General features: G+C 63.2%; 22 protein-coding genes. 18 read left to right on the forward strand and 4 right to left on the reverse strand.

From position 1 onward, the window contains the following. Positions 1–69 precede the first annotated feature (69 nt). The 5 genes from AUL39_RS11205 to AUL39_RS03730 are packed head-to-tail and all read left to right on the forward strand — an operon-like array spanning position 70 to position 6,541. Positions 70–2,082: a DUF6541 family protein gene (locus AUL39_RS11205; RefSeq protein ID WP_160327018.1), complete on the forward strand. Its 2,013-nt coding sequence runs from the start codon at positions 70–72 to the stop codon at positions 2,080–2,082. 1 nt (position 2,083) lies between these two features. Continuing rightward, positions 2,084–3,187, forward strand: coding sequence for an acyltransferase family protein (locus AUL39_RS03715; RefSeq protein ID WP_059053716.1), 1,104 nt, complete (start codon positions 2,084–2,086; stop codon positions 3,185–3,187). A 23-nt stretch (positions 3,188–3,210) separates the two neighbouring features. Further along, positions 3,211–4,362 carry a glycosyltransferase family 2 protein gene (locus tag AUL39_RS03720; RefSeq protein ID WP_059053718.1) on the forward strand — a complete coding sequence of 384 codons (1,152 nt, stop codon included), beginning with the start codon at positions 3,211–3,213 and terminating at the stop codon, positions 4,360–4,362. Further along, the gene (locus AUL39_RS03725; RefSeq protein ID WP_059053720.1) at positions 4,359–5,495 is read left to right on the forward strand and encodes a glycosyltransferase family 2 protein; all 1,137 of its coding nucleotides are present in this window, start codon (positions 4,359–4,361) and stop codon (positions 5,493–5,495) included. Before AUL39_RS03720 ends, AUL39_RS03725 begins: the two co-directional genes overlap by 4 nt. Beyond that, positions 5,492–6,541: a glycosyltransferase family 2 protein gene (locus AUL39_RS03730; RefSeq protein ID WP_059053722.1), complete on the forward strand. Its 1,050-nt coding sequence runs from the start codon at positions 5,492–5,494 to the stop codon at positions 6,539–6,541. The genes AUL39_RS03725 and AUL39_RS03730 overlap by 4 nt, the downstream gene beginning before the upstream one ends. Positions 6,542–6,583: 42 nt before the next feature. Here AUL39_RS03730 and AUL39_RS03735 read toward each other — a convergent pair whose 3' ends face one another. Beyond that, positions 6,584–7,234: an HAD family hydrolase gene (locus tag AUL39_RS03735; RefSeq protein ID WP_059053726.1), complete on the reverse strand. Its 651-nt coding sequence runs from the start codon at positions 7,232–7,234 to the stop codon at positions 6,584–6,586. Positions 7,235–7,449: 215 nt separating this feature from the next. Between AUL39_RS03735 and AUL39_RS03740 the strand changes: the two genes are divergently transcribed. The 3 genes from AUL39_RS03740 (at position 7,450) to AUL39_RS03750 (ending at position 11,668) form a co-directional block, all read left to right on the forward strand. Beyond that, on the forward strand, positions 7,450–8,826 hold the full coding sequence (locus AUL39_RS03740; RefSeq protein ID WP_160327019.1) for a CapA family protein: 1,377 nt from the start codon (positions 7,450–7,452) through the stop codon (positions 8,824–8,826). Between the two features lie 223 nt (positions 8,827–9,049). Further along, positions 9,050–10,816 carry an aspartate--tRNA ligase gene (gene aspS / locus AUL39_RS03745; RefSeq protein WP_059053730.1) on the forward strand — a complete coding sequence of 589 codons (1,767 nt, stop codon included), beginning with the start codon at positions 9,050–9,052 and terminating at the stop codon, positions 10,814–10,816. Between the two features lie 534 nt (positions 10,817–11,350). Beyond that, a complete protein-coding gene (locus AUL39_RS03750; RefSeq protein ID WP_059053732.1) occupies positions 11,351–11,668 on the forward strand; it encodes a glutaredoxin family protein in 318 nt (105 codons plus the stop codon). A 182-nt stretch (positions 11,669–11,850) separates the two neighbouring features. Here AUL39_RS03750 and AUL39_RS03755 read toward each other — a convergent pair whose 3' ends face one another. Continuing rightward, complete coding sequence (locus tag AUL39_RS03755) at positions 11,851–12,156, reverse strand: hypothetical protein (protein ID WP_286130292.1); 306 nt, start codon at positions 12,154–12,156, stop codon at positions 11,851–11,853. A gap of 160 nt (positions 12,157–12,316) precedes the next feature. On the opposite strand from AUL39_RS03755, the gene AUL39_RS03760 reads away from it, so the two are divergent. From AUL39_RS03760 to AUL39_RS03790, 7 genes are all read left to right on the forward strand, one after another. Beyond that, on the forward strand, positions 12,317–13,615 hold the full coding sequence (locus tag AUL39_RS03760) for a PLP-dependent aminotransferase family protein (RefSeq protein WP_059053734.1): 1,299 nt from the start codon (positions 12,317–12,319) through the stop codon (positions 13,613–13,615). Positions 13,616–13,928: 313 nt separating this feature from the next. Next, positions 13,929–14,855: a tetratricopeptide repeat protein gene (locus AUL39_RS03765; RefSeq protein ID WP_059053736.1), complete on the forward strand. Its 927-nt coding sequence runs from the start codon at positions 13,929–13,931 to the stop codon at positions 14,853–14,855. A gap of 15 nt (positions 14,856–14,870) precedes the next feature. After that, entirely contained in the window at positions 14,871–15,191 is a 321-nt protein-coding gene (locus AUL39_RS03770) for an STAS domain-containing protein (protein ID WP_059053738.1), read from the forward strand. Between the two features lie 67 nt (positions 15,192–15,258). After that, positions 15,259–15,969, forward strand: a complete 711-nt coding sequence (locus AUL39_RS11540) for a Sec-independent protein translocase subunit TatA/TatB (RefSeq protein WP_059053740.1) — start codon at positions 15,259–15,261, stop codon at positions 15,967–15,969. A 20-nt stretch (positions 15,970–15,989) separates the two neighbouring features. Beyond that, entirely contained in the window at positions 15,990–16,778 is a 789-nt protein-coding gene (tatC, locus tag AUL39_RS03780) for a twin-arginine translocase subunit TatC (RefSeq protein WP_059053742.1), read from the forward strand. Positions 16,779–16,822: 44 nt separating this feature from the next. Beyond that, positions 16,823–19,384: a DNA topoisomerase I gene (locus tag AUL39_RS03785; protein WP_059053744.1), complete on the forward strand. Its 2,562-nt coding sequence runs from the start codon at positions 16,823–16,825 to the stop codon at positions 19,382–19,384. A 33-nt stretch (positions 19,385–19,417) separates the two neighbouring features. After that, on the forward strand, positions 19,418–19,744 hold the full coding sequence (locus tag AUL39_RS03790; RefSeq protein WP_059053746.1) for an MFS transporter: 327 nt from the start codon (positions 19,418–19,420) through the stop codon (positions 19,742–19,744). A 221-nt stretch (positions 19,745–19,965) separates the two neighbouring features. Here the strand turns inward: AUL39_RS03790 and AUL39_RS03795 are convergent, their stop codons facing one another. Next, positions 19,966–20,343, reverse strand: a complete 378-nt coding sequence (locus AUL39_RS03795; protein WP_160327020.1) for a type II toxin-antitoxin system PemK/MazF family toxin — start codon at positions 20,341–20,343, stop codon at positions 19,966–19,968. After that, complete coding sequence (locus AUL39_RS03800; protein WP_059053750.1) at positions 20,324–20,608, reverse strand: type II toxin-antitoxin system RelB/DinJ family antitoxin; 285 nt, start codon at positions 20,606–20,608, stop codon at positions 20,324–20,326. The genes AUL39_RS03795 and AUL39_RS03800 overlap by 20 nt, the downstream gene beginning before the upstream one ends. A gap of 587 nt (positions 20,609–21,195) precedes the next feature. Between AUL39_RS03800 and AUL39_RS03805 the strand changes: the two genes are divergently transcribed. The 3 genes from AUL39_RS03805 (at position 21,196) to feoB (ending at position 24,731) form a co-directional block, all read left to right on the forward strand. Further along, a complete protein-coding gene (locus tag AUL39_RS03805; RefSeq protein WP_235810745.1) occupies positions 21,196–21,507 on the forward strand; it encodes a FeoA family protein in 312 nt (103 codons plus the stop codon). A 95-nt stretch (positions 21,508–21,602) separates the two neighbouring features. Beyond that, positions 21,603–21,857 (forward strand): FeoA family protein, encoded by a 255-nt coding sequence (locus AUL39_RS03810; RefSeq protein ID WP_059053752.1) that lies wholly within the window; start codon positions 21,603–21,605, stop codon positions 21,855–21,857. Between the two features lie 210 nt (positions 21,858–22,067). Next, positions 22,068–24,731: a ferrous iron transporter B gene (gene feoB, locus AUL39_RS03815; protein WP_059053754.1), complete on the forward strand. Its 2,664-nt coding sequence runs from the start codon at positions 22,068–22,070 to the stop codon at positions 24,729–24,731. The last annotated feature ends 17 nt before the right edge of the window (positions 24,732–24,748 follow it).

Genomic DNA, 24,748 nt, shown 5'->3' on the forward strand with positions numbered 1-24,748 from the left:
CTCCCACGAGGAGGGGATGGGAGCGGCGCCCTCATGTGGCCCTTGTTCTTCCTTGCATGCTTGTTAATGGTGGCTATCCTCTATCTGCCGGGTGCGTTTGCGTTTTGCGCCCTGGGACTTCGCCTTGAGGATGCTGTTGCCTGCGCCCCCATCTACGGAGTGGCTCTTATCTCGCTGAATGCAGTGATTCTGCCGCACATTGGCCTCTCGGCTTCGCTCCTCACGCTTGTTGTGCCGGCACTCGCGTTTGGAGTGATTGCCTATGCGGTCGCCGCGGTGCGCAGGCGGAAGGCGGCCGGACAAGTCAAAGGGCAGACGTTATCCGAGACGGGCCGCCTTTTGGTCTGTGGCCACAGCGTTCCTGCCTGGAGCGTCCTCGTTGCCTACGGCGTTTTGGGTGGAAGCATATGCTGCCTGGTGTTTGTCCGCAATCTGGGAGATCCGCAGGCCTTCCTCCAGTCCTACGACAACGGCTTTCACCTTGCCGCTATAAGGACCTATCTCTCCACTGGCAACTTTTCGTCATTCTCGAGTTTCTACTACGTCCCTGGAGAGGCAATGCCCATGGTCTCGCAGGGCGGGTTCTATCCCAGCGCCTGGCATGACCTGTGCGCCCTTGTCGCCCAGACCTTCTCTGTGCCTGTGACCCTTTCCGTGAACGTGGTCAACGCTACGCTGGCGGGCGTGGTTTTCCCTGTCTCGGTATTCTTCCTTCTGCGACGTCTCTTTCCGGGGAAGGACTCCGTTGTTGTTGCCGGCGCCTTCGTCGCCCCTGCCTTTGCCTGCTATCCGTGGGACTTTCTCACCTGGGGGCCGCTCTACCCCAATCTGCTCACAAACGCCCTGGTACCGCTTGGCGTTGGCGCATTTGTTGCCCTCATGCGTCCTGCCAGCGAGAAAGGCGTGCGCGTGCGTATGCTCCTCGTCTTTTTTGCTGCCTGCATAGCCGAGGCATTTGCCCAGCCAAACGGCGTCTTCACGATGGCGGCGCTGCTTGCGGCGTATCTTGTGTGGGCAGCCATGAGGGCTGCGAAAGATGCGCGCGAGGCGGGACGGCGTGCACCCTCGCCACTGGTTGCGGGCGTCCTGGCGTTTTTTGCCGTTGGATGCATTTGGATTGGCTGCTACAAGCTCCCCATGCTCCACAAGGTTGTGACCTTTAACTGGCCAGCTACCCTAGGGCTTCGCGGAGGAGGGCTTGCCGCCCTTTCGCTGGGCATGAACGGCCATCCGGCTCAGTGGGTGCTTGCGGCCATAGTGATTGTGGGCGTTGTCTGCGCCATGCTAGACCGTTCGCGTGATTACTGGTGGCTTTCGGTCTCCTGGGCATTCATTGCAGCGTGCTTTGTGATAGATGTGGCGACGGAAGGCACGCTCAAGCGCGTTACCTGCGGGTTCTGGTATGCAGATCCGCATCGCATTGCGGCAAATCTCTGCCTTGCGGCAATTCCGCTTGCAGCCCTTGGTCTCTCGTGGCTGGGCGAGAAGCTGGCAAATGTGCTTGGACGTACCAAACGCTCTGCCGTCCCTCTGACAGTGGCGGTTGCCGCCGGCCTTGTTGTGACCTTCCCCTCGTATCTCCCCGTTGCCTCTACCGAGGGTCCTACTGCTTTCGCAAGCCTTGGGGCAACTGTTGAAGGTCAGAGTGGCCTTGACAATGTTCTTCTCGACGCAGGCGAGATGGAATTCTCCAAAGAGGCACTTGCGATGATCCCAGAGGGCTCCCTGGTGATAAACGAGCCAAACGATGGCAGCGCCTTCCTCTATCCGCTCCTCGATGCGAAGATCTACTACCACGCATTTGCGTTCTTCGACGGCACTCCCAACGAGACCGAGGAGAGTCTCCTCATTCGCCATCACCTCAGCGAATACGCCACGCGGCAGGACGTTCGCGATGCAGTCTCGTCGATTGGCGCTACGTACGTGCTCGTACTTGACCAAGGGCAGGGAAACGATCGCCCGCGCCTCTGGTCGTATTACTACGAGCAGTGGAACGGAATCGAGGACATTACGGACGATACCCCCGGATTCACGGTTGTTCTCGCCCGCGGCGACATGCGCCTGTACAAGATTGGGGACTAGTGTGGCAGCATCTCAGACCACGGCTGCGGCTGTTCCCGCTGCCGGCAAGGCGTCATCGCGACGCCTCCCCGAGTACGACCTTGTCCGCGTCGTCGCCATGGTCTTTGTGGTGGCGGTGCACTCCCTCATGGTGGTGGACACCTCTGTGCGTGCCGGTGTGATTACCGAGGTGGCGGGCCAATCGCTGTTCTTCACCGCCAATGCCCTCTTCTTCCTGCTCTCTGGCCGCTTCAACCTGCGCGATGTTCCCGAGGGCAAGCTTGGTGACTTCTACCTCAAGAAGTTCCGTGGCGTTATTCTCCCGGCGCTGGTGATCTTCTTTGTCCGCGCCCTTTACGACCTGCGTGCAGACCCGGTCTCGCTGCGCCACGTGGTGGGCTACTTCGTTCGTGGGAGCCTGGGACAGTACTCTGGCATCGAGTACTGGTTTATCTTCTCGCTTGCCAAGCTGCTGCTTGCGGCCCCCTTCCTCGCTCCTGCGTTCGCACACCTATCTCCCAAGCGCGCCAAGGCGTTCCTGGGCATTGGACTTGCCTGGTTTGCGGTGCTCTTTGTCTGCAACAACGCGGGCGTTGACTTCTCCTGGGACTTCCTCTTCTCGGGCTTTGTCTTTCCGTTCTGTCTTGGTCCCAGCATCGAGGAGCTTCTCTCTGGCAGACGTGCCCGGAGGGCGCTGGCGGTTGTGGCCCCGCTCTCGTGGATAGCGACGACCTATCTGGTACTCCAGGGATGGCGCACCGGAGCCTTTGACAACTCTCCCCTCTATATGCTGCTTTCATTTGGCATCTACATTGGTCTTCTCTCTTTGGGCAGGCGCCTTGCCGCGCGCGGCTCCCTCGACGGGCGCCTCGGTTCGGTCATCTCCTTCGTGGCGCGTCACTCATTCACGGTGTATTTGGTTCACCTGATGATTTTGATGCCCATTGCACACCGCATCCCAGGAGGCTGCGGTATGGTCTCTTTAGCGTTCTATCCTCTTGTGATTGTCTTGGTGGTCCTTCTGTCCCTTGGGGTTGCCGTGGTTCTCGACACGGTTCTCGTGAAGCCCTGCCAGGCCCTTCTCGACAGGATCGTCAGTCGTTTCCGCGCTCGCGGGGATGCGTAACGTAAGACTTTCGGAGGTTTATCGTGAGCGACATCCATCAGCCCCTCGTCTCGGTGCTGGTCCCCATCTACAACGTCGAGACCTACCTCGAGCAGTGCCTCTCGTCTCTTGCCGCCCAGACCCTTAAGGACATTGAGGTTATCTGCATTAACGATGGCTCCACCGACTCTTCGCCCGCGATCATCCGCTCCTTCATGAATCGCGACCCTCGCTTCCACCTGGTGGACAAGGAGAACAGCGGCTACGGCGACTCCATGAACCGTGGCCTTGACGCCGCCCGTGGCAAGTACGTGGCCATCCTTGAGTCCGATGACTTCATGGAGCCTGACGGCCTTGAGTACATGGTCGAGCAGGCCGAGCGCGCCTCGCTCGAGGTCTTCAAGTGCAACTTCTGGCTCTATTGGTCCAAGCCCACCGAAAATCACTCCTTCCGCCACAATCTCTACTTCCCGCTTGCATCTCCCGAGATGATCGAGATGGGCCCCCATGCGCCCGTGGACTACCCAGAGGTCTTCTGGTCAAAGGCGTCCATCTGGAGCGCCCTCTACCTGAGGGGCTTCCTAGAGGAGAACCACATTCGCTTCCTTCCCACGCCCGGTGCCTCCTACCAGGACTCCAGCTTCACCTTCAAGGTGCTTGCGTGCGCGCATCGCATTGCCTACTCCGGTCGCGCCTTTGTCCACTATCGACAGGACAACGAGAAGTCCTCGGTCAACTCCAAGGGCAAGGTCTTCTGCACCTGCGACGAGCACGCCGAGATGCGCCGTTTCCTTGATGAGGACCGCCCCGACCTCAAGGCCGCCCTCGACCCCATTCGCGCGCACGTGAAGTTCCTCAACTACCGTTGGAACTACGGCCGCCTTACGCCAGACCTTCGTCCCACCTTCCTCGAGCGCTATACGGCAGAAATGCGCGAAGAGGTGGAGCGCGGCGCCATTCCGCGCGGCTACTTCGATGGTACGCTGCGGCCCTCGGGTGACGACCAGGATCGCTTCCGCTACTTCGAGCCCTGGGAGATAGATGAGGTGGCGGACATCATGAACGAGCCCGCCTACTTTGCGGCGCACTTTGCAAGCGAGACAAGCCCCGACCGCGCGCAGACCGTGCGCACCTACTGGGAGGCCGGCGGGCCTCGCTACCTCCTGCGAGTCCTGCGTGACAAGGCATCCAAGTGAGCGGCGCAGTGAGCCTGGACGCGACGCCGGCCGTCTCTGTCATCGTGCCCATCTACAATGCCGCGCGCTTCCTCGAGAAGTGCCTCTCGTCCCTTGTTGCCCAGACCTTCGACGACTTCGAGGCCATCTGCGTGGACGACGGCTCCGCGGACGCCTCGGCCAACATCGTGCGTGGGTTTGTCGACAGGGACGAGCGCTTTTCCCTGGTGAGCAAGGAGAACTCCGGCTACGGGGCCTCTATGAACATGGGCCTCGACCGTGCGCGCGGTCGTTATGTTGCCATTCTCGAGTCCGATGACTTCTTTGACCCGCAGGCGCTTGAGCTTCTCGTCTTTGCCGCCGAGGCCGCGGACGCAGACGTTGCGAAGGGCAATTTCTGGCTGTACTGGTCAAGCCCCAGCGAGCGTCGCGTGCCCTTCTCGGTTGTCGATGCGCCGCTGGTAGGGAGGACCATCTGCCCGCGCAGGGATGACGACATGGCGATCTTCTTCCGCAAGCCGTCCATCTGGTCGGGCGTCTACCGTCGCTCTTTCCTCGAGGAGAACGGCATTCGCTTTCTTGAGACGCCTGGTGCCTCGTACCAGGATGCTGGCTTCAACTTCAAGGTGTGGGCGGCTGCCGAGCGTGCGACCTTCATTGCCGACTGCGTGCTGTGCTACCGCCAAGACAACGAGGCCTCGTCTGTGAAGTCGAGCGCTAAGGCCTTCTGCGTATGTGACGAGTACCAGTCTATGGCCGAGTTTGTGGATGAGCACTTCTCGGGTGCGGAGGCCACGCACCTTACGGGCATCCTCGAGCGCATGAAGCTCGATAGCTACCTCTGGAACTACGACCGGCTTGATGAAAGCTTGCGCCCTCAGTTTGTGGAGCGTATCTCCTGCGAGATGGCGGACGACGTGGCAAAGGGTCGCGTCGATCGCACGCTCTTCGAGCCCGGTGCCGCCGCCGACCTTGATGCGCTCATTGCGGACCCCAAGCGCTTCGTGCGCTCTCGCAAGGCACAGACCGGACCGGCGGGGAGCGTTGCTCGCTACCTCGTGCTGGGCGGGATGCCCCTGCTCACGAAGGCGCTTCAGTTCAAGGCGCGCGGCCATTCCGCGCGTCGTACCAATCAGGAGGGAGCAGCGCTGTGAGCCGCATCTCTGTGTTAGTGCCCGTCTACAACGTAGAGGGTTATCTCGACGAGTGCCTTGGTTCGCTTGCGGACCAGTCTCTTGCCGACATTGACATCATCTGCGTGAACGACGGCTCTACCGACGGATCGCGTGCGGTGCTTGCCAAGTGGGAGCAGCGCGACCCTCGCGTGCGGGTGATAGACAAGCCTAATGGCGGGCTCTCCTCGGCGAGAAACGCTGGCATCGACGCAGCAACCACCGAGTACGTGTGCTTCCTCGACTCGGACGACCGCTTTCATCCCAACGCGTGCGCCGAGATGGTGCGCCTTCTCGACCAGACCGGCGCCGACGTCCTCACCTTTGGCTCTACCCTCAATCCGCCAGAGACCCGCGACCAATGGCTGGAGTTTGTGCTCTCTCCTCGTGATGCGGTCTTCGAGGGCTATGACTCGGGGCTCATGTTCCACGAGGCCTCAAGGCCCTTCTCGTGGCGCACTGCCTGCCGTCGAGACTTCCTTGTCGAGAAAGGCATCCGCTTTGAGGAAGACGTGCGCTTTGGCGAGGACCAAGTCTTCGACTTTGCCATCTACCCGCGCGCTTCTCGTACGGCGCTCTCTTCCGAGAAGCTCTACGAGTACCGCGTTGCCCGCGAGGGCTCGCTCATGGCACGCATGAATGCAGATGTCACAGCCAAGATGCTCGAGCACGTGAACATTGTCGACCACATTCTCAAGGACTGGCAGCGCGGCGGCTTCATGGGGATGGATGACGAGAACCTCATTGAGTTCATCATGGAGTTTGTGATGCGCGAGGCCATCCGTCAGGACGATGCCGGGTACCGCAAGATTGCTGCGGCCATGCGCTCCGTGCTCCTCTCGTTTTGGGACGAGAAGACACTCTCTTCGATGGATGTGCTCGCGACGACTCGCGCAATGGTCACGAAGGCGACGCTTGCACCCAAGGGCATGGGGGCTGCCGCCCGTCGCGCCCTGGCCGTTGCGTACTACCAGGAGCACAAGCACGCTGACTTCATGCTTCGCCTGGAGCGGCGTTTCCGCCGCTAGACGCCGCGGGGCTGCCGCGGTGCCGTCGCGCCTACGCTATCCTTACGCCAGGATCTTGGCCTCAAGCTGGGCGGGCGTGTCCACAATGGTGGTCGCACCGTGCTCCACGAGCCACTCCCTGTCGCGGAAGCCCCACGAGCAGGATAGGCACGGGCAGCCGCAGTTCTTGGCCGTCTCGATGTCGACCTCGGAGTCGCCCACGTAGACCATGCCGTCCGCGCTTCTCCCCAGATCGCGCAGGATCACGTCGATCATGTCGCGGTTGGGCTTGCGCCTGATCCCCGCGCGCTCGCCCATCACGTAGTCGAACTTGCCGGGGTAGAAGTGGTCGATGATGCCCTGCACGGCAAAGTCCGCCTTGTTGGAGACTACGGCGCAGGCCACGCCTGCAGCGCGAAGGTCGTCGATGACCTCGGCCATGCCAGTGTAGGGACGCGTGGTATCGAGCTTGTGCGCGTCGTAGTAGGTCTTGAACTCGTCAAAGACCTGGTCGGTGAGGTGGGAGGGCGTCCCCTCGGGCACCGAGAGGTCGATGAGGCGCCGAATGCCGTTGCCGGTGAAGAGACGCACCTCGGCGAGGCTGCGTTTTGGCAGGTCGTACGCGACGAGCGAGTGGTTGACGGCGTTGTAGAGGTCGTCCAGGGTATTGAGCAGCGTCCCGTCAAGGTCGAATATCGCGGTCTGATAAGACATCCCACATCACTCCCACTGCGTCCGCTGACAGAGCCATTGCCCGTGTGGGCATGTGTGACGGGCGCGCTTGCGTATCATGGTCGTTGGCTAGCCAAACGAGCGTACACGCAAATGCGCGCGCACGTCTCGCCTTGGCTGCAACGTCACGCAAACCCCAGCCGCGCCGTCCTGCTGCGCGCGGCTCGAGCCAGGCATGGCGCCAAGGAGTGATGGACGTGTCCGAGAAGCCCACGCAGGACGAGGCCCGCACGGCCCCAGATGAAGCAGAGGAGACCCCGCAACTGGCCGTGGCTCCGCTGCCGGTATACCGTCGTCCCTCTCGCCAGACCAGCTATGACTACGTCGATCGCTCCACCGGCAGCAGCGACAAGAACCACGGCCTGCGGCTTACGCTGTTTGTCCTTGCGGCCATCGCGATTGTCTGCGGCTTTGCTTACGGTGCCTGGATCGTGAGGACGCCGGTGTGGAGTGAGGGCCCCTCTGGCTCTGAAGAGCCCGCTGTTGCAGAGCCGGCTACGGATGACGCCGGTGCCGGGGCAGCCACGGCCGCTACACCCACGACCATCGACATCTGCATGGTAGGCGACGTCCTTCTTCACCCGTCGGTCTACAACTCCGGACGCATGGCGGACGGCTCGTATGACTTCTCGCACCTCTTTGCCAACGTGAGCGACGAAGTTGCCGCCTGTGACCTTGCCATTGTCGACCAGGAGACCATCCTGGGAGGCACCGCGCTGGGGCTTTCTGGCTACCCCGTCTTCAACGGGCCGCAGGAGGTTGGCGATGCCGAGGTTGCCGCGGGCTTTGACGTGGTGCTGCGCGCCACAAACCACACCATGGACAGGGGCTATGACGGCATCCACTCCGAGCTGGAGTTCTGGCGCACGGCTCATCCCGAGGTGGCGGTGATTGGGTGCACGGACCCGCTGGCGGATGAGCCTGCGGCCTCAAACGACATTTACGTGTACGAGAAGGACGGCTTTCGCGTGGCGGTTCTCAATTACACCTATGGCCTTAACGGCTACGAGGACCCCAAAGGTGCCGTTGCCCTGTTGGACGAGACCCGCGTGCGCGAGGACTGCCGGCGTGCCCGCGAGGAGGCGGACATGGTGGTTGTGTGTCCGCACTGGGGCACCGAGAACGTCACCGGGCCAGACGGCGAGCAGGAGCGCTGGGCGAGCATATTCCTCGAGTGCGGCGTCGATGTGGTCTTGGGCAACCACCCGCACGTGATGGGGCCTGTCGAGACCATGACCGGCACAGACGGCCACACCATGGTCTGCTACTGGTCGGTGGGCAACTTTGTGAGCGGCATGGACGCACCGCAGAACATGATTGGTGGCATGGCTCGTGTGACGTTGGAGCGAGATGCCACGGGCGCGTGCCGCGTGGCGTCCTATGCCATGAAGCCGCTGGTCACGCACATCGACCCTGCCAACGAGACTACCTACTTCCTGGCGGACTACACAGACAAGCTTGCTGCCACAAGCAAGTTTCCCTCGGTGACGTCCGAGTGGGCGCAGGAGCTCTGCGCGGACGTCTTGGGCAGTGCGTACAACCGCGAGAAGAGCGAGCTTCTCGTCACGCTGTAGGGTGGCGCCAGGTGCCGCCACGCCGCCGTGCCGCCACGCCGCCGATACGCCCCGCGATGCGGGCTTTCCGTTAATGTGCGGTTGCTGTTGCATATGTTGGTCAGTGGCCGCGCGCGTTTGGTTTACTATGGCCAATTGCGCGTGCCGCCGCGGTCTACGTCGGCGCGCCGTCATCTGTTGGTCCGTCCGCACGGCACGGGGCGGAAGAGACGAGAGGAACCACATGTCCTATAGCATGCATACGCACACCTGCGGCGAGCTGCGCGAGTCGAACATCGGCGAGGAGGTCACGCTCACCGGCTGGGTCTGGCACCGCCGCGACCACGGTGGCCTGATCTTTGTCGACCTTCGCGACCGTGCCGGCGTGACCCAGCTCGAGTTTGACCCCGAGGTCTGCGACGAGGCCACGTTCCACGAGGCAGAGACCATCCGCTCCGAGTGGCCCATCATGGTGAGCGGCACCGTGCGCGAGCGCCCTGAGGGCCAGAACAACGACAAGCTGGCCACGGGTGCCATCGAGGTCTACGTGACCAAGATCGTGGTGCTCAACACTTCCAAGACGCCCCCGTTCCAGATTGAGGACCACGTCGACACCGCCGAGGACGTGCGCCTGCGCTACCGCTACCTCGACCTGCGCCGTCCCAAGATGACGTCCAACCTCAAGCTGCGCAGCGACTTCACCTTTGCCCTGCGCGAGGCCTTCCACGGCTCTGACTTCATGGAGGTCGAGACCCCCTCGCTCTTCAAGTCCACGCCCGAGGGTGCCCGCGACTTCCTGGTTCCCAGCCGCATGCAGCCGGGTCACTTCTATGCGCTGCCGCAGTCCCCGCAGCTCCTGAAGGAGCTCCTCATGGTGGGCGGCGTCGAGCGCTACTACCAGGTGGCCAAGTGCTTCCGCGACGAGGACCTGCGCAAGGACCGTCAGCCCGAGTTTACCCAGGTGGACGTCGAGATGAGCTTCGTCACGCAGGACGACGTGATGGGCGCGCTCGAGCACGTGCTGGCCGAGGCCTTTGGCAAGATGGGCGTGAAGCTTGAGTTGCCGCTCCGCCGCATCGAGTACTGGGACGCCATGGACACCTACGGCACCGACAAGCCCGATACCCGCTATGGCATGGAGCTCCATGACGTGACGCCGATCTTCTCGGCTTCCAAGTTCAAGCTCTTTGCCACCGCCGCGGCAACCGAGGGCCAGTTCGTCAAGGCCATCAACGCCAAGGGCGCCGGCAAGTGGCCCCGTGCGCGCATCGACCGCCTGGCCGACGTTGCCGCCGAGTTTGGCGCCAAGGGCCTGGCCTACATCGCCTTCCGTGAGGACGGCTCGGTGACCAGCCCCATCGTCAAGTTCTTCTCGGACGAGGAGATGGCCGCACTTCGTGCGGAGATGGACGTCGAGCCTGGCGACCTGGTGATGTTTGCCGTGGAGAGCCGCCTGCACGCCGACGAGATTCTGGGCGGCATGCGCAACCACATGGCCAACGAGCTTGAGCTGCCGCGCGAGGGCCACGACTTCCTGTGGGTCGTGAACTTCCCGCTGTTCCACTGGGACGAGGACCGCAAGTGCCTGGACTCCGAGCACCAGCCCTTCACCCAGCCCAACGAGGACCAGATCGACCTTCTCGACACTGATCCTCTGGCCATTGGCTCGCACACCTACGACTTTGTCATGGACGGCTACGAGGCCGGCGGTGGCGGCATGCGTATCCACAACGCCAAGCTGCAGGAGAAGGTCCTGGAGAAGCTGGGCTTCACGCCCGAGCGCGCACAGGCGCAGTTTGGCTTCCTCATGAACGCCCTCGAGTTTGGTGCGCCTCCCATGGGCGGCTTTGCGCTGGGCCTGGACCGCGTGTGCATGCTGCTTGCGGGCGCGGACAACATCCGCGAGGTCATGGCGTTCCCCAAGACGGCGAGCGGCTCCGACCTCATGAGCGCGGCGCCCTCTGAGGTTACGGGCGCGCAGCTCAAGGAGGTCTCGCTGAGGCTTTTGTAGGGGGAGTGCTTCTCGCGCGTCTCGGATGACGCGTGAAGGTGCAATTTCGCAGCTATTGCCTATGGAGGCCGCCCTCCGGCGCCATTTTGGCGCCGGAGGGCGCTTCCCGTGCGGAATCCCGTCGGAAACCCCTGTTGGGGCGCGCACCTTGTCCCGGCGCGGTGGCACCGGGCCCGCCGGAGAGGGTCCGTTGGCGCAGATTGACGGTTGGGCTACGGTTTTCGCGGTACCCCTGAGTATCTAGCGGTTCAACGTTTGATAAACCGTAGGTCAGCGATTTGCGCCCCGCGTGGTGATGTATAAGGGATTGAACCAAAACTGCTGCCAACCGGAAGTTTGCTTGCGCGTGGCTCGGCTCCGCGGCGTGGGCGACGCCGACCGGTGCCGAGAGCGCCGAGCGGTGCCGTCGGGAGAGCCGACCGTGCATAAGCGTGTGGAGATTTGCTTCTCGTCCTATATCATATGGGCTGGACCTGGCCCCCTACGGGTACATGCAGGTCAGAGTCACACGAGACCCCCTCTGGAAGGAGAGCCATGGCCGAGAAGAACCTCGAGCTTTACATCAAGAACGGCTGCCCCTACTGCCACAAGGTGCTTGCCTTCATGGATGCCAACGGCATTGAGCTGCCGCTTCACAACATTGACGAGTCCGACGCGGACCGCGAGCGCCTGGTCGAGGTTGGCGGCAAGCGCCAGGTGCCGTGCCTCTTCATCGACGGCAAGGCCATGTACGAGTCGGACGACATCATCGCTTACCTGGGCAAGGAGTTCTCAGCAACGGCTGCTGGCGAGAAGGGCGACGCTCCCGTCGCAGGCGCCTCGTGCACCATTGGTGGCGGCTGCTCATTCTAGTGTTGCGCCACATACGGCTGCGTTTCGTCGCCGGAAGGGCCCAAATGGAGGAAAGTTTATCCAAACGGGTCTCTCCGGCGACTTTTTATCGCCGGAACACGGGTTTTGTTGCAGATTGCATCAAACGCGGCCTTCCGGCGATTGCGGCGCTCGGAGTGAGACAAAGGGAAACTCCCTTTGTCTCACTCAACCGTGCCGTAGACGTTGCCCCAGCCGTGGGCAGTCACGATGCTGTTGAGCTGGTCGCACAGCCTCCCGCGCTTGTACTTTCCCGCGGGGAGAAGGTCGACGACCTCCATGAGGTCATCGCACAGGTCGTCGATCTCGGCACGCGTGAGTACGTCGATCTTGCTGACCGACCCGGACATGTTGTGGTAGTAGAGCTCGTTCACCAGCTGCTGCAGCTCGCCGTACTCCGGCGCGCGCAGCCCCCCGTGCGTGACGCTGCGGGCGGTGCGGTGCTCGTGTGTGTCTGTGTTTCTCATCATGAAACCCATGGTACCAGCTGCATCACGCCTACAGGGCGTCGCGCTATACTTCTTTCTCGCCGCTGCGCGCCAACTGCCGCGCGTCGGCAGCCCAGAACGCGTTCTGGGCGCAGCACAACCACAACCGCATCCGTCCATGCAGCCGTCACGAGGAGGGGCCATGCCCACCGCATATGAGCTCATGTCAGACCAGGAACTCGCACAGGAAATCACGCGCCTCGAGGCCGAGGCCGAGCGTCTCCGCTCGCTGGGCCTCAAGCTCGACATGGCGCGCGGCAAGCCCAGCCCCGAGCAGACCGCGCTCTCTCACCCCATGCTCGACGTCCTCAACTCTTCCACCGAGATGGACGACCAGGGCGTGGCCGTTGACAACTACGGTGCCCCCGACGGCCTGCCCTCCGCGCGCGCCCTTGCCGCGCAGATCCTGGGCGTCGACCCCAAGAACGTGATCGTGAACGGCTCGTCGAGCCTCAACCTGATGCACGACCTGGTCTGCAACGCCTTCACGCACGGTATCGGCGGCAACAAGCCCTGGAGCCAGCAGGGCAAGGTCAAGTTCCTCTGCCCCTCGCCCGGCTACGACCGCCACTTCAAGGTCACGGCTCACTACGGCATCGAGAACATCCCCGTTCCCATGCTCGAGGACGGCCCGGACATGGCCATGGTCAAGCGCCTGGTCGAGAATGACCCCGCGGTCAAGGGCATCTGGTGCGTCCCCAAGTACGCCAACCCCACCGGCGTCACCTACTCTGACGACGTTGTCCGCAAGTTCGCTGCGCTCACGCCCGCCGCACCCGACTTCCGCATCTTCTGGGACAACGCCTACGTGGTGCACACCTTCGAGGGCGAGGGCGACCACCTGCTCAACATCTTCGACGCGCTAGCAGAGGCCGGCAAGTCCGACATGGTCTACGAGTTTGGCTCAACGGCAAAGGTGACGTTCCCCAGCTCGGGCATCGCGTTTGTCACCGCCAGCTCCGCCGACATGGCCGAGATCCGTGCGGCCTTCTCGGTGATGCGCGTCTCGCCCGAGAAGGTCTCGCAGCTCGCGCACGTGCGCTTCCTCAAGGACCTCGATGGCATCAAGGTCCACATGGAGAAGCACGCCCAGATCGTGCGTCCGCGCTTTGAGCTGGTGCAGGAGAAGCTCCACGCCGGCCTCGACGGGCTCGACTGCGCCACCTGGAGCAACCCCCACGGCGGCTACTTCGTCTCGTTCGACGGCCCCAAGGGCTCCGCGAAGGCCATCGTCGGGCTGGCGGCAGACCTTGGCGTGAAGCTCACGCCCGCAGGCGCCACCTGGCCCTACGGTCGCGACCCGGAGGACACCAACATCCGCATTGCGCCCACGTACCCCTCGCTCGAGGACCTCGGCGCCGCGCTCGATGTCTTTGTGGTGGCCGTGAAGCTCGTCTCGGCGCGCCTTGCCAAGGCGGAGCGCGAGGGCCAGCAGGGGTAGGATAGCTGGTCCCTCTCGCCACAAGCGGGCGAAAAGCAAGGACATATACAATGCTTGTATGGCAGCGGCCTCCAGAATGTATTTTTCGTTCGGGAGGCCGATGCCTAGCATGGGACTAGCGTTTGGCCCACACCAACGGATTCGCGGAGTTCTGTAGAATCGGGATGCGCACATATCGCCCGCGAGGGCGGGCCGGATGTGGCATACATTAAAGAGTCACAAACGGTGGCGCCGCCAGTGGCGCCAGTGCACGAGGCGTGGCCCAGCCCCTGGGCTGGCCAGACGCATAAGGACACGGAGGGATCGTTCGGGCATGTCGAAGAAGCCAAGCAACAAGGCAACCAAGAAGGGTGCATCGACAGGTGCGTCCTCAGCTAAGGGCAAGGGCTCCACGGCCAAGAAGGGCCAGCCCACGTCCTCGAACAACCTCTCCACGCCTGCCAAGGTCGTCATCATCATCTTTGCCGTGCTTATGGTTGTCTCGCTCATGATGCCCACGCTCTCCACAGCATTCTCCAACAACCAGCAGGCCGAGCAGCAAAGCTCTCAGGACTCCAGCTCGGACAGCAGCTCCAGCGACAGCAGCTCTGACTCGTCGAGCGACAGCTCCAGCAACTCCAGCTCTGCCACGGGCGTGGCTGCCGTAGACGCCAAGTACCAAGACACCGTCTCAGAGCTTGAGTCCAAGCTCTCCTCGGACAACACCAACCTCGCGACCCTGCTCAACCTTGGCCGCAACTACATGCGCTGGGGTGCCTCGGTCCTCTCGACGTCATCCTCGGACGATGACACTACCCACGGCAACGAGCTGCTCGAGAAAGCCATTGACTACTACCAGCAGTACCTCGACCTCAAGGACTCCGACGCCGTGCGCGTGGACATTGCCCTCTGCAAGCTCTATGAGGGCGAGAGGAGCGAGGCGCAGTCAGACCTCGAGACGCTCACGCAGAACTCGCCCACCTATGCCCCCGCCTGGGCAAACCTTGGCATGGTCCAGGAGTACTCCGGCGACAAGGACGCCGCCAAGGCCTCCTACCAGGCCGCCATCGACAACGACCCCAACGACGAGTACGGCGCGAAGTCCTACGCCACCCAGCGCCTCTCCGCGCTTGAGTCCTCGTCGAGCACCACGTCTACCACGACAAGCACCAGCACCTCCACCACGTCCTCGTCTACTGGCGAGACCGGGGCGAAGGGCCTTACGGACACGCTGAACAACCTCTCTGGAACCGGACTTTAAGGAAGAGGAACCCCTATGAGCATCAACATCTCAACCACATCCACTGAAGGGGGCTGCCGCGTGGCGGTCTCCGGCGAAGTCGACGTCTCCAATGCCTCCGCGCTTCGCGACGTCCTGGACGAGCAGCTCTCCTCTGGCGAGGGAATGCTCGCAATCGACCTGGCCGACGTGCCCTACATCGACTCTACGGGCATCGGCGTCCTGGTTGGCGCGGCGCACCGTGCCAAGGACCTGGGCCGCTCCCTCTCGGTGGAGCGCCCGCAGAGAAACGTGGCGCGCGTCCTCTCGCTTCTTGGCGTGGGCGCCGACCTTAACGTCACCGGGGCGCAGCAGTAGCGCTTCCAGAAAGCCCGCACGCTGCGGGAGACTGCAGGAATTCGATCCACGCTGGAGGAAACCGACCGTGTTTGGAATTGGAGAGTCAGAGCTCGCTCTCATCCTGCTCTTCGCGTTCCTCATCTTTGGGCCTGACAAGCTGCCCGGGATGGGTCGCACCATCGGCCGCGCACTGCGGCAGTTCAGAAACGCCCAGGAGGGCTTCACACAGGTGGTTCAGACCGAGATCGTGGATCCCGCGACCGAGGCCATGAGCGACACGCCCAAGAAGCCCAACCGCAAGCGCAGTGAGGAGGAGGACGCAGACATCGAGGGCTCCGGCTCCTCCAAGTCCACCCCCAAGACCGAGACGTTCGCCGAGCGCAAGAAGCGCCTTGAGGCCGAGCGTGCCGCGGCCGAGAAGGCCAAGGCAGACGCCGCAGCCGCCGAGAAGGCCCCCGAGGCCAGCGCCGACGCCGACAGCGACGCCGACGCCGATGCCGTGCCCGCAGCCGAGAAGCCAGCAGCAGCCGGGGAAGCAAGCGCGCCCGCGCCGGCCGAGGCACCCAAGGCCGCAGACGAGAAGCCCAAGCCCACGACGGCCGCGGACCTCTACGCGATGAGCCCCAAGCGCCGTCGCGAGCAAGAAGCCGCCGAGGCCGAGAAGACCGACGCGCCTGCACCCGAGACCGACGCACCCGCGGCCGACGCCGCTGACAGCGACACCCCCGCGGCCCCCGCGCCTAGCGACACCGTTACCGCTACAGACGGAGAGGAGGGCGGCGAGCAGCAGGCCTAGCGCCCCGCTCCCATACCACCATGCCTATTGGACCAGCACGCATGCCCATCATGGACCACCTCGGCGAGCTTCGTCGCAGGCTCACCATCATCGTGGTCTCGCTCCTCACGGTGGCGGTCATCGTCTACTTTGCCACCCCCACCCTCATCGACCTCATGATCGACCAGATCAAGGAGGCAATGCGCGGCGGCGACCTCTACGTCCTCACCGCACTCGGCGGCTTCACCATCCGCTTCAAGGTCGCCATGTTCTTCTCGATGATCATCTGCACCCCTATCATCATCTGGGAGATCATGGCCTTCATCCTGCCAGCGCTTAAGCCCAAGGAGCGCAAGTGGGTCGTCCCCACGGTGGCAGCCCTTGTCGCCCTGTTCTTTATCGGCATGATCTTCTGCTATTACGTGATCCAGCCCGCCGCGTTTGGCTGGCTTCTCGACCAGTCCTTCGAGTTCGCCCAGAACATGGCCGACGCCGAGGACTACCTCAACATCTACATGCTGCTTGAGATTGGCTTTGGCATCGCCTTCGAGCTGCCGCTGGTGATCTTCTACCTCTCGATCCTGCACATCGTGCCGTACAAGACCTTCCGTGCCCAGTGGCGCTACATCTACGTTGGCCTCATGGTCCTCTCGGCTGTCGTCACGCCCGACGCCTCGCCCGTGACCATGCTCCTCATGTTTGCCGCGCTTATTGGTCTGTACGAGATTGCCCTGGCAATTGCCCGCAACGTCATTGTGGCGCGCGACGGCAAGCAGGCCCTCAAGTGGTCTCGCGAGGACTACGAGAACGCAGAGCTCGACAAGCTTTAAACTAGGGGGACTCTGCCGTCACGAAGCAAGCGAGGTAATGATCTTTGATCCTTGTCGTCACCGAGAAGAACGATGCCGCCCAGCAGATTGCCAGGCTCCTCTCCGAGTCCGGCAAGCCCAAGGCGGACAAGGTCTACAACACGCCCATCTACCGCTTTAGGAAGGGCGGGGAGGACTGGGTGACCATAGGCCTGCGCGGCCACATCATGCAGCCGGACTTCCCTCCCGAGCTCAAGTTTGACCCACAGGAGGGCTGGTACGGCCTCACCGCCGAGGGCGAGCACCTGCCGGCAGATGTGCCTGACGGCCTTGCTCGTCCGCCCTTTGCCACCAAGCGCAAGCCCTTCCTGGCCGACGGCGTGGACATCAAGGGTTGGAAGATCCCGAGCCTGCCGTACCTGGTGTGGGCGCCCATCGAGAAGCTCCCCGCCGAGAAGGAGATCATCCGCTCGCTCAAGAACCTTGCCAAGAAGGCGGATTCAGTCATTATCGGCACGGACTTCGACCGCGAGGGCGAGCTCATTGGCTCTGATGCGCTCAAGCAGATCCTCTCGGTGGCGCCAGACGTGAATGTCTCTCGCGCACGCTACTCCGCCTTCACCAAGGCCGAGATAGATCACGCGTTCGACAACCTGGTGGCGCTCGACCAGGACCTTGCAGACGCGGGCGAGAGCCGCCAGCACATCGACCTCATTTGGGGCGCCGTGCTCACGCGCTACCTCACCTGCGTGCGCTTTGGCGGCCTGGGCAACACGCGCTCGGCCGGTCGCGTGCAGACGCCCACGCTTGCCCTGGTGGTTGAGCGCGAGCGCGAGCGCATGGCCTTTGTGCCCGAGGACTACTGGGTCCTCTCGGGCGAGGCCACTCACGCGGACTCCGACCCATTCCGCATCACGCACGCCACCGCGCGCTTCACCGATCATGACGCTGCCGAGAAGGCCTATGGCCACGTGCGCGACGCGAAGACCGCCACGGTGCGCGCGGTCACGCGCAAGAGCCGCCGCGTGAACCCGCCAGTGCCCTTCAATACCACGTCCATGCAGGCAGCCGCGGCGGCCGAGGGCATCTCGCCCGCGCGCGCCATGCGCCTGGCCGAGTCGCTCTACATGGACGGCCTCATCTCGTACCCGCGCGTGGACAACACCGTCTACCCGTCGTCGCTCGACCTGCGCGAGTGCGTGCGCACGCTCTCCTCGGTGCCGCAGTTTGCGCCCACATGCAAGGCGCTTCTCGGCCAGGGGACGCTCCATGCCACGCGTGGCAAGCAGGAGACCACCGACCACCCGCCCATCTATCCCACCGGCGCCGCCAACCCGGACAACTTGCAGCCGGCGGAGTGGAAGCTCTACAACCTCATTGCGCGCCGCTTCCTGGCCACGCTCATGGGGCCGGCAACCATCGAGGGCACCAAGGTCGAGCTGGACGTTGCCGGCGAGCCCTTTGTTGCCACTGGCAACGTGCTGGCTGTGCCGGGGTTCCGTGCTATTTACCCTTACGGTCTCAAGAAGGACGACCAGCTGCCTGAGCTCAACGAGGGCGATGTGTGCGATGTGACCTCCATGGCCCTGGACGCCAAGCAGACCGAGCCGCCCGCGCGCTACAGCCAGGGCAAGCTCATCCAGGAGATGGAGAAGCGCGGGCTGGGTACCAAGTCCACGCGCGCCTCGATCATCCAGCGCCTCTACGACGTGAAGTACCTCAAGAACGATCCCGCCGAGCCCAGCAAGCTGGGGATGGCCATTATCGACGCGCTTACCAGCTACGCGCCGCGCATCACCACGCCCGAGATGACCGCCGAGCTCGAGGGTGACATGACCAAGGTTGCCGAGGGCGTGGATACCCAGGCGCAGGTCGTCGACCACTCGCGCGCGCTTCTCGCCGGCATGATGGACGGTCTCATCGACCACAAGGACGACCTCTCCGAGGCCATCGCCGACGCCGTGACCGCTGACGCCAAGATTGGCGTGTGCCCCAAGTGCGGACGCGACCTGGTGGTGAAGACGTCTGCCAAGACGCGCGGGAGCTTTGCCGGCTGCATGGGCTGGCCGGACTGCGACGTGACGTACCCGCTGCCCAAGGGCCGTATCGAGCCCATCGAGGGCGAGGCGGGCGTGTGCCCGGAGTGCGGTGCGCCGCGCGTGAAGGTGCATCCGTTCCGCAACCGTCCGTACGAGACGTGCATCAATCCGGCGTGCCCCACCAACCGCGAGCCCGACATCGTGGTGGGGGAGTGCGCGGCGTGCAAGGCGGCCGGTCGTCACGGCGACCTGGTGGCGCACAAGTCCGAGAAGAGCGGAAAGCGCTTCATTCGCTGCACTAACTACGACGAGTGCGGTACGAGCTACCCCCTGCCGCAGCGCGGCGAGCTGCACGCCACGGGCGAGACCTGCCCGGAATGCGGTGCACCCATCGTCGAGGTGGTGACGCAGCGCGGGCCGTGGCGCATCTGTGTGAACATGGACTGCCCGAGCAGGGAGAAGAAGGCCGCCGCCAGCACGCGCGGTGCGCGCGGTGTGCGCGGGGCCGCAGGGCGCAGCAAGGCCGCGGGGCGAAGCGGGGCCGCGGGGCGTAGTGGCGCGAGCACCTCTCGGCGCAAGAAGGCGTAGCGGAGGTCGGGGTAGCGGTCACCTTTCGCCTTGTTGGCGCCGCAGCTCCTTGCGACGCAGAACGCGGCCAGCGTGTTTGCCTTCCTCGCTGTTGGCTTCTGCCTGATGGGCGGCCTGTTTGGGCCGTGTGGCGCCTACCTGCCCGAGCTCTTCCCGGCAAACGTGCGCTACTCTGGCTCCGGCCTGGCATACAACCTCTCGTCGATCCTGGGCGGCGCGTTTGCGCCTACCATCGCGATTGCGCTGGTGCTTGCGTTTGGCATCCAGGGCGTGGGCTGGTACCTTCTCGCGATGTCCGTGGTTGCGCTTGTCGCGCTGCTGCTCATCAAGGAGAGCAAGGACATGGAGTTCGAGGCGTAGGTTATTGGCACTCGGCTCTTGCGATTGTTGCGACGACCCGCCGTTGGGCACTTTGCCCGACGGCGGGTTATTCTTTGTGGGTGCAGCTGTGCCGAGAAATGCCGCTGCTCCGCGGGGTCGCTGTCCTTCTCGGAAATGGCGCTGCTCTCTCAAATAGCCTGCACAATTCGATCGTTTAGAGGGGCCTAACCAATCGGAAAATGCGGGGGGTCGCAGACTGCCTATAGTCCCTGTCCATCTGCCGCGTTGAGTGCTGCTTGCAGCGCCACACGGTCCCGCTCCGTGAGCGTTCCCAGGGGAGTATCGCGAAGCACGTCGGCGCGTGAAACCTGGAAGAGCGGCACAACCTGGGCACGCGACGGGCGCAACAGGCCCTCGACCTGCCAGTCGGCGAGCTCGCAGTACAAGTAGCGCTCCTGAGGAACCGCGCTTGTGACCTTTGCAGCCACGACGGCAGAGACGCGCTCGTCGATAATGACGATTGGGCGCACCTTTCCTACGTCTGGATGGTCAGCGAAACGCACGTAAGCGAGCCAGATCTCCCAGGGGCGCGGATCCAGTCTGCTCGTCCTTATGGCACTATCCGACGAGCCTGTCATAGATGCCGTCCTCCTCATTGTCCATATCATCGGGTAGGACGCTGGAGCCGTAGGCCGGATCTGCCGGCAATACCGTGGAGGCCTTGTAGACGGGCCTGGGCTCGGGACGCATGTCGAAGGGGAGTCCGCCCACCTCAATCGATTTAATCAGGAATGTATTAACGGCGTCCGAGAGGCTCATTCCCCAGCGGGCGTAGACCTCTGATGCCTCCGACTTGATCTGAGGCTCGACGTACGACTTAACTTCTGCCGTCCTTGAAGCCATGGAATCCTCCAATGCTGGACCTAGTTTAGTACTAGTTTATACCCTGTCCTGCGGACGTCTATATTAACCACCTATGGCAATAGATGATGTTCAGGGGATATAGATGGAAGGCAGAGCTCTGCAGTCCTTCTCGGCAATGCCGCGTGATTTCGCCGGTTAGGAAATTTCCGAACGTTTAAGGGGGTCTAACCGTTCGGAATACGCGGCATTGCTGCGATGCCGCGCAATCTCGCCATTTAGAGGTGCCTAACCGTTCGGAATGTGCGGCATCCGCATGAAGGAGCTGTCGAGAAGCTCCAACGCCTCGCTGCTCTCGCTGCAATGTGTGTCGCTTCTCGCACATTCCCGTCCGAATGGGCTAGAAACAAACACATTACAGACATCCTACCTGCACTTTTGTAGCAATAGTTAAAAAGAGTTGACTTTTCGGGCAATTCGCAGCAAGTTAACCATATACTACTTGTGAGTTAGCTATGGACAACTCGTGCGGCCAGCCGGGAAGGTGATGGCCAGCCGGGAAGGCGATGGCCAACCGGGACGGCTACGGACAGCCGAGAAAGCCGCGGAGAGCCGAGAAGGGAGTTGCGATGTCGACCATGGAGGCTGATGCCGCAATGACAGGCAGCAACCCCGCCAGCCGGGCGGGTGCGCGCGTGGAGGCAGCGACCACCGGGAGGGGCGCCCAGCTCCCCCTGGCAATGGTGAGCGAAGGCGAGACGATCCGCGTCCTTAAGGTGCGCGGCGGCGCCACGCTGCGCCAGCACCTCTCTGAGATGGGCTTCGTCGAGGGCGCCGAGGTCAAGGTCGTCTCGCGCGTGAACGGTGACGTGGTGGTAAGCGTCAAGGGCTCCACCTTTGGCATCGGCCGCGACATGGCCATGCGCATCGTCACGTACTAGCACCGGCGCCGGCGCCGCACGCCGGTCCGCAATCGCAACCGTCTATCAACCGCCGCGGGTGCGCTTGTCGCCCGCGACACAAAGAAAGGGAGAGCATGGCAAGTCTCAAGGACGTGCGCGTGGGGGAGACCTGCACGGTCTCGAAGCTCAGTGGCACGGGCGCCATCAAACGTCGAATCATGGACATGGGCATCACCAAGGGCACGCACATCTACGTGCGCAAAGTTGCGCCCCTGGGCGATCCCATCGAGGTCACCGTGCGCGGCTACGAGCTGTCGCTGCGCAAGGACGAGGCCTCCTGCGTCGAGGTCACGGACGTGGCGAAGGCAGCTGCCCAGGGCGTCGCATAACAGGCAGCGTTGAGAGTACCGGGGGCACAGGCCCCCATGTTTTGGCCTAGCAAGTTAACCAAAACTAACAATTAGCACCACGCGGGTAACAGTTAGCCGAGAGAAACTCACCGCCGCATCGCGTCGCCCGCACGCCGTCCGCCGCGTCGCCCGCATACCGTCCCTCTCGCGCACCGCAGCCCGCACACACTCAACCAGGAAAGGCAAGGCATGGCAGAGAAGATCGACATAGCCCTGGCTGGCAACCCCAACTGCGGCAAGACCACGCTGTTCAACGAGCTCACCGGCTCGAACGGCTACGTGGGCAACTGGCCGGGCGTCACCGTGGAGAAGAAGGAGGCCGTCTGGAAGAAGGACGCCGACGTGCTCTTCACGGACCTTCCGGGCATCTACTCGCTCTCCCCCTACTCGCCGGAGGAGGTCGTCTCGCGCGACTTCATCATCTCCGGTCGCCCGAGCGCCATCATCGACCTCGTGGACGTCACCAACATCGAGCGCAACCTCTACCTCACCACGCAGATCCTCGAGACCGGCCGCCCCGTGGTCGTGGGTCTCAACATGTGCGACCTGCTCGAGCAGCGCGGCGAGAAGATCGACTCCAAGCGCCTCTCTAAGATGCTCGGCGTGCCCGTGGTTGAGGTCTCGGCGCTGCGCTCCAAGAACCTTGATGCGCTGGTGGGCACCGCCGTCGACTCGGGTCGTGCCAACAAGGTGGCCCAGGGCGTGAAGTGCTTCTCGCCCGAGGTCGAGGACGCGCTCCAGACCATTGCCAACACCATTACCGGCTCCTGCGCGCCCGACCTTCTCCGCTGGTACTCCATCAAGGTCTTCGAGCGCGACTCCGCCGCCATCGAGCCCCTCAACCTCTCCAAGCAGCAGCTCGAGGACATGGAGAAGGTCATCGAGGCCATCGAGCGGGACCGCGATGACGACTCCGAGTCCATCATCACCTCCGAGCGCTACGAGTGGATCGCCACGGTCATGGACGCGTGCGTGGTCAAGGCGCCGGGCAAGCTCACCGTCTCCGAGAAGATCGACCGCGTGGTCACCAACCGCGTGCTTGGCCTGCCCATCTTCATTGCCATCATGATCGGCGTGTACTGGGTGGCCCTTGTCGCCGTGGGCACGCCCGCCACGGACTGGGTGAATGACCAGCTCTTCTCCGACGGCTTCTTTGTGAGCAGCAGCGGCCAGGCTGCCTTTGAGGAGGCCGACGAGGCCTGGCAGGACGCCCACTACACCGACCAGATCTCCGGCTATATTGCCGCGGCCGAGGAGGCCGGCGTCGACACCGACGGCGTGCAGGACGCCATCGACGCGGACCCACAGACTGCAGACGACGAGGCTACCATCACCGAGTTCGAGGATGCCGCCGAGAAGGCCGGGGTTGTGGCCACGGACGTCCCCGTCACCGACGCCGATGGCAACTACCTCGACACGGAGGGCAACGTCATCACCACGCTCGACGAGGACGGCAACCCCGTGCTTGCCGAGGGCCAGGAGCTGGACGTCCTCCCCACGGTCACGGCCGCTGACTTCGCCACTGCCGTTGACTCCCCCGAGCCCGACCAGCACGACTACGACGGCTTTGTGGACTCCATCCCCAACGCCGTGACCGGCTGGCTCACCGACGCCGGCACCTCCAACGTGGTGATCTCGCTTGTGGTGGACGGCATCATCGGCGGCGTGGGCTCGGTCCTGGGCTTCATCCCGCAGATCTTCGTCCTCTTTGTCATGCTCTGCTTCCTTGAGGACTGCGGCTACATGAGCCGCGTGGCCTTCGTCATGGACCGCGTCTTCCGTCGCTTTGGCCTCTCCGGCAAGTCCTTCATCCCCATGATCGTGTCCTCCGGCTGCGGTGTCCCCGGCGTGCTTGCCACCAAGACCATCGAGAACGAGCACGACCGCCGCATGACCGCCATGCTCACCACCATGATTCCCTGCTCGGCTAAGCTCCCCATCATCGCGCTGGTCATGGGCGTCCTTGCCGGCGGCTCCAGCATGTGGTGGGTTGCCCCGATGTTCTACCTCATGGGCATTGCCGCCATCATCATCTCGGCCGTGATGCTCAAGAAGACCAAGCGCTTCGCCGGCGAGCCCGTCCCGTTCGTGATGGAGCTTCCTGACTACCACATGCCGTCCATCAAGAGCTGGGCGCTGCACGTGTGGGAGCGCGTCGCGGCCTACGTCAAGAAGGCCGGCACGATCATCTTTGCGGCCGCCGTGGGCATCTGGGTGCTCTCCAACTTTGGCCTGGCCGGCTGGGAGGGCGGCGACGGCTCCTTCGGCTTCCTGCAGGCCATGGACGGTGCGCCCGAGACGTACATGGACTACTCGATCCTCGCCGGCATTGGCGGCGCGCTGAGCTTTATCTTCATGCCCCTCGGCTTTGGCAACTGGCAGGCCACCGCGTCCACCATCTCGGCCCTCATCGCCAAGGAGAACCTGGTCTCCACCTTTGGCGTCCTGTACGGGCTTGGTGACGCCACCGAGAACTCCGTCTCCATGTGGCAGGGCTTCGCCAACATGTTCACCATCGCCGGCACGCTCCACGTTGGTGCCATGTGCGCGTTTGTCGCCTTCAACATGCTCTGCGCGCCGTGCTTTGCCGCCATGGGCACCATCCGTCGCCAGATGGACGACCCCAAGTGGTTCTGGTTCGCCATTGGCTTCGAGTGCGGCTTTGGCTGGGTTGTTGGCCTTCTCATCAACCAGCTCTACGAGCTCTTTGTCTTTGGGAACTTTGGCTTCTGGACCGTGGTTGCCTTTGTCCTGCTCGCCCTTATGCTGTTCCAGCTCTTCCGTCCCATGCCCAAGTGGGACGAGAAGGACGAGCACATCCTCGACAACCTGGCCGAGGAGCCCGTCGCCTAGTCGCGAGGAACCACTCA

The organism is Tractidigestivibacter scatoligenes (genome assembly GCF_001494635.1).
In the GTDB taxonomy this organism is placed as follows: domain Bacteria; phylum Actinomycetota; class Coriobacteriia; order Coriobacteriales; family Atopobiaceae; genus Tractidigestivibacter; species Tractidigestivibacter scatoligenes.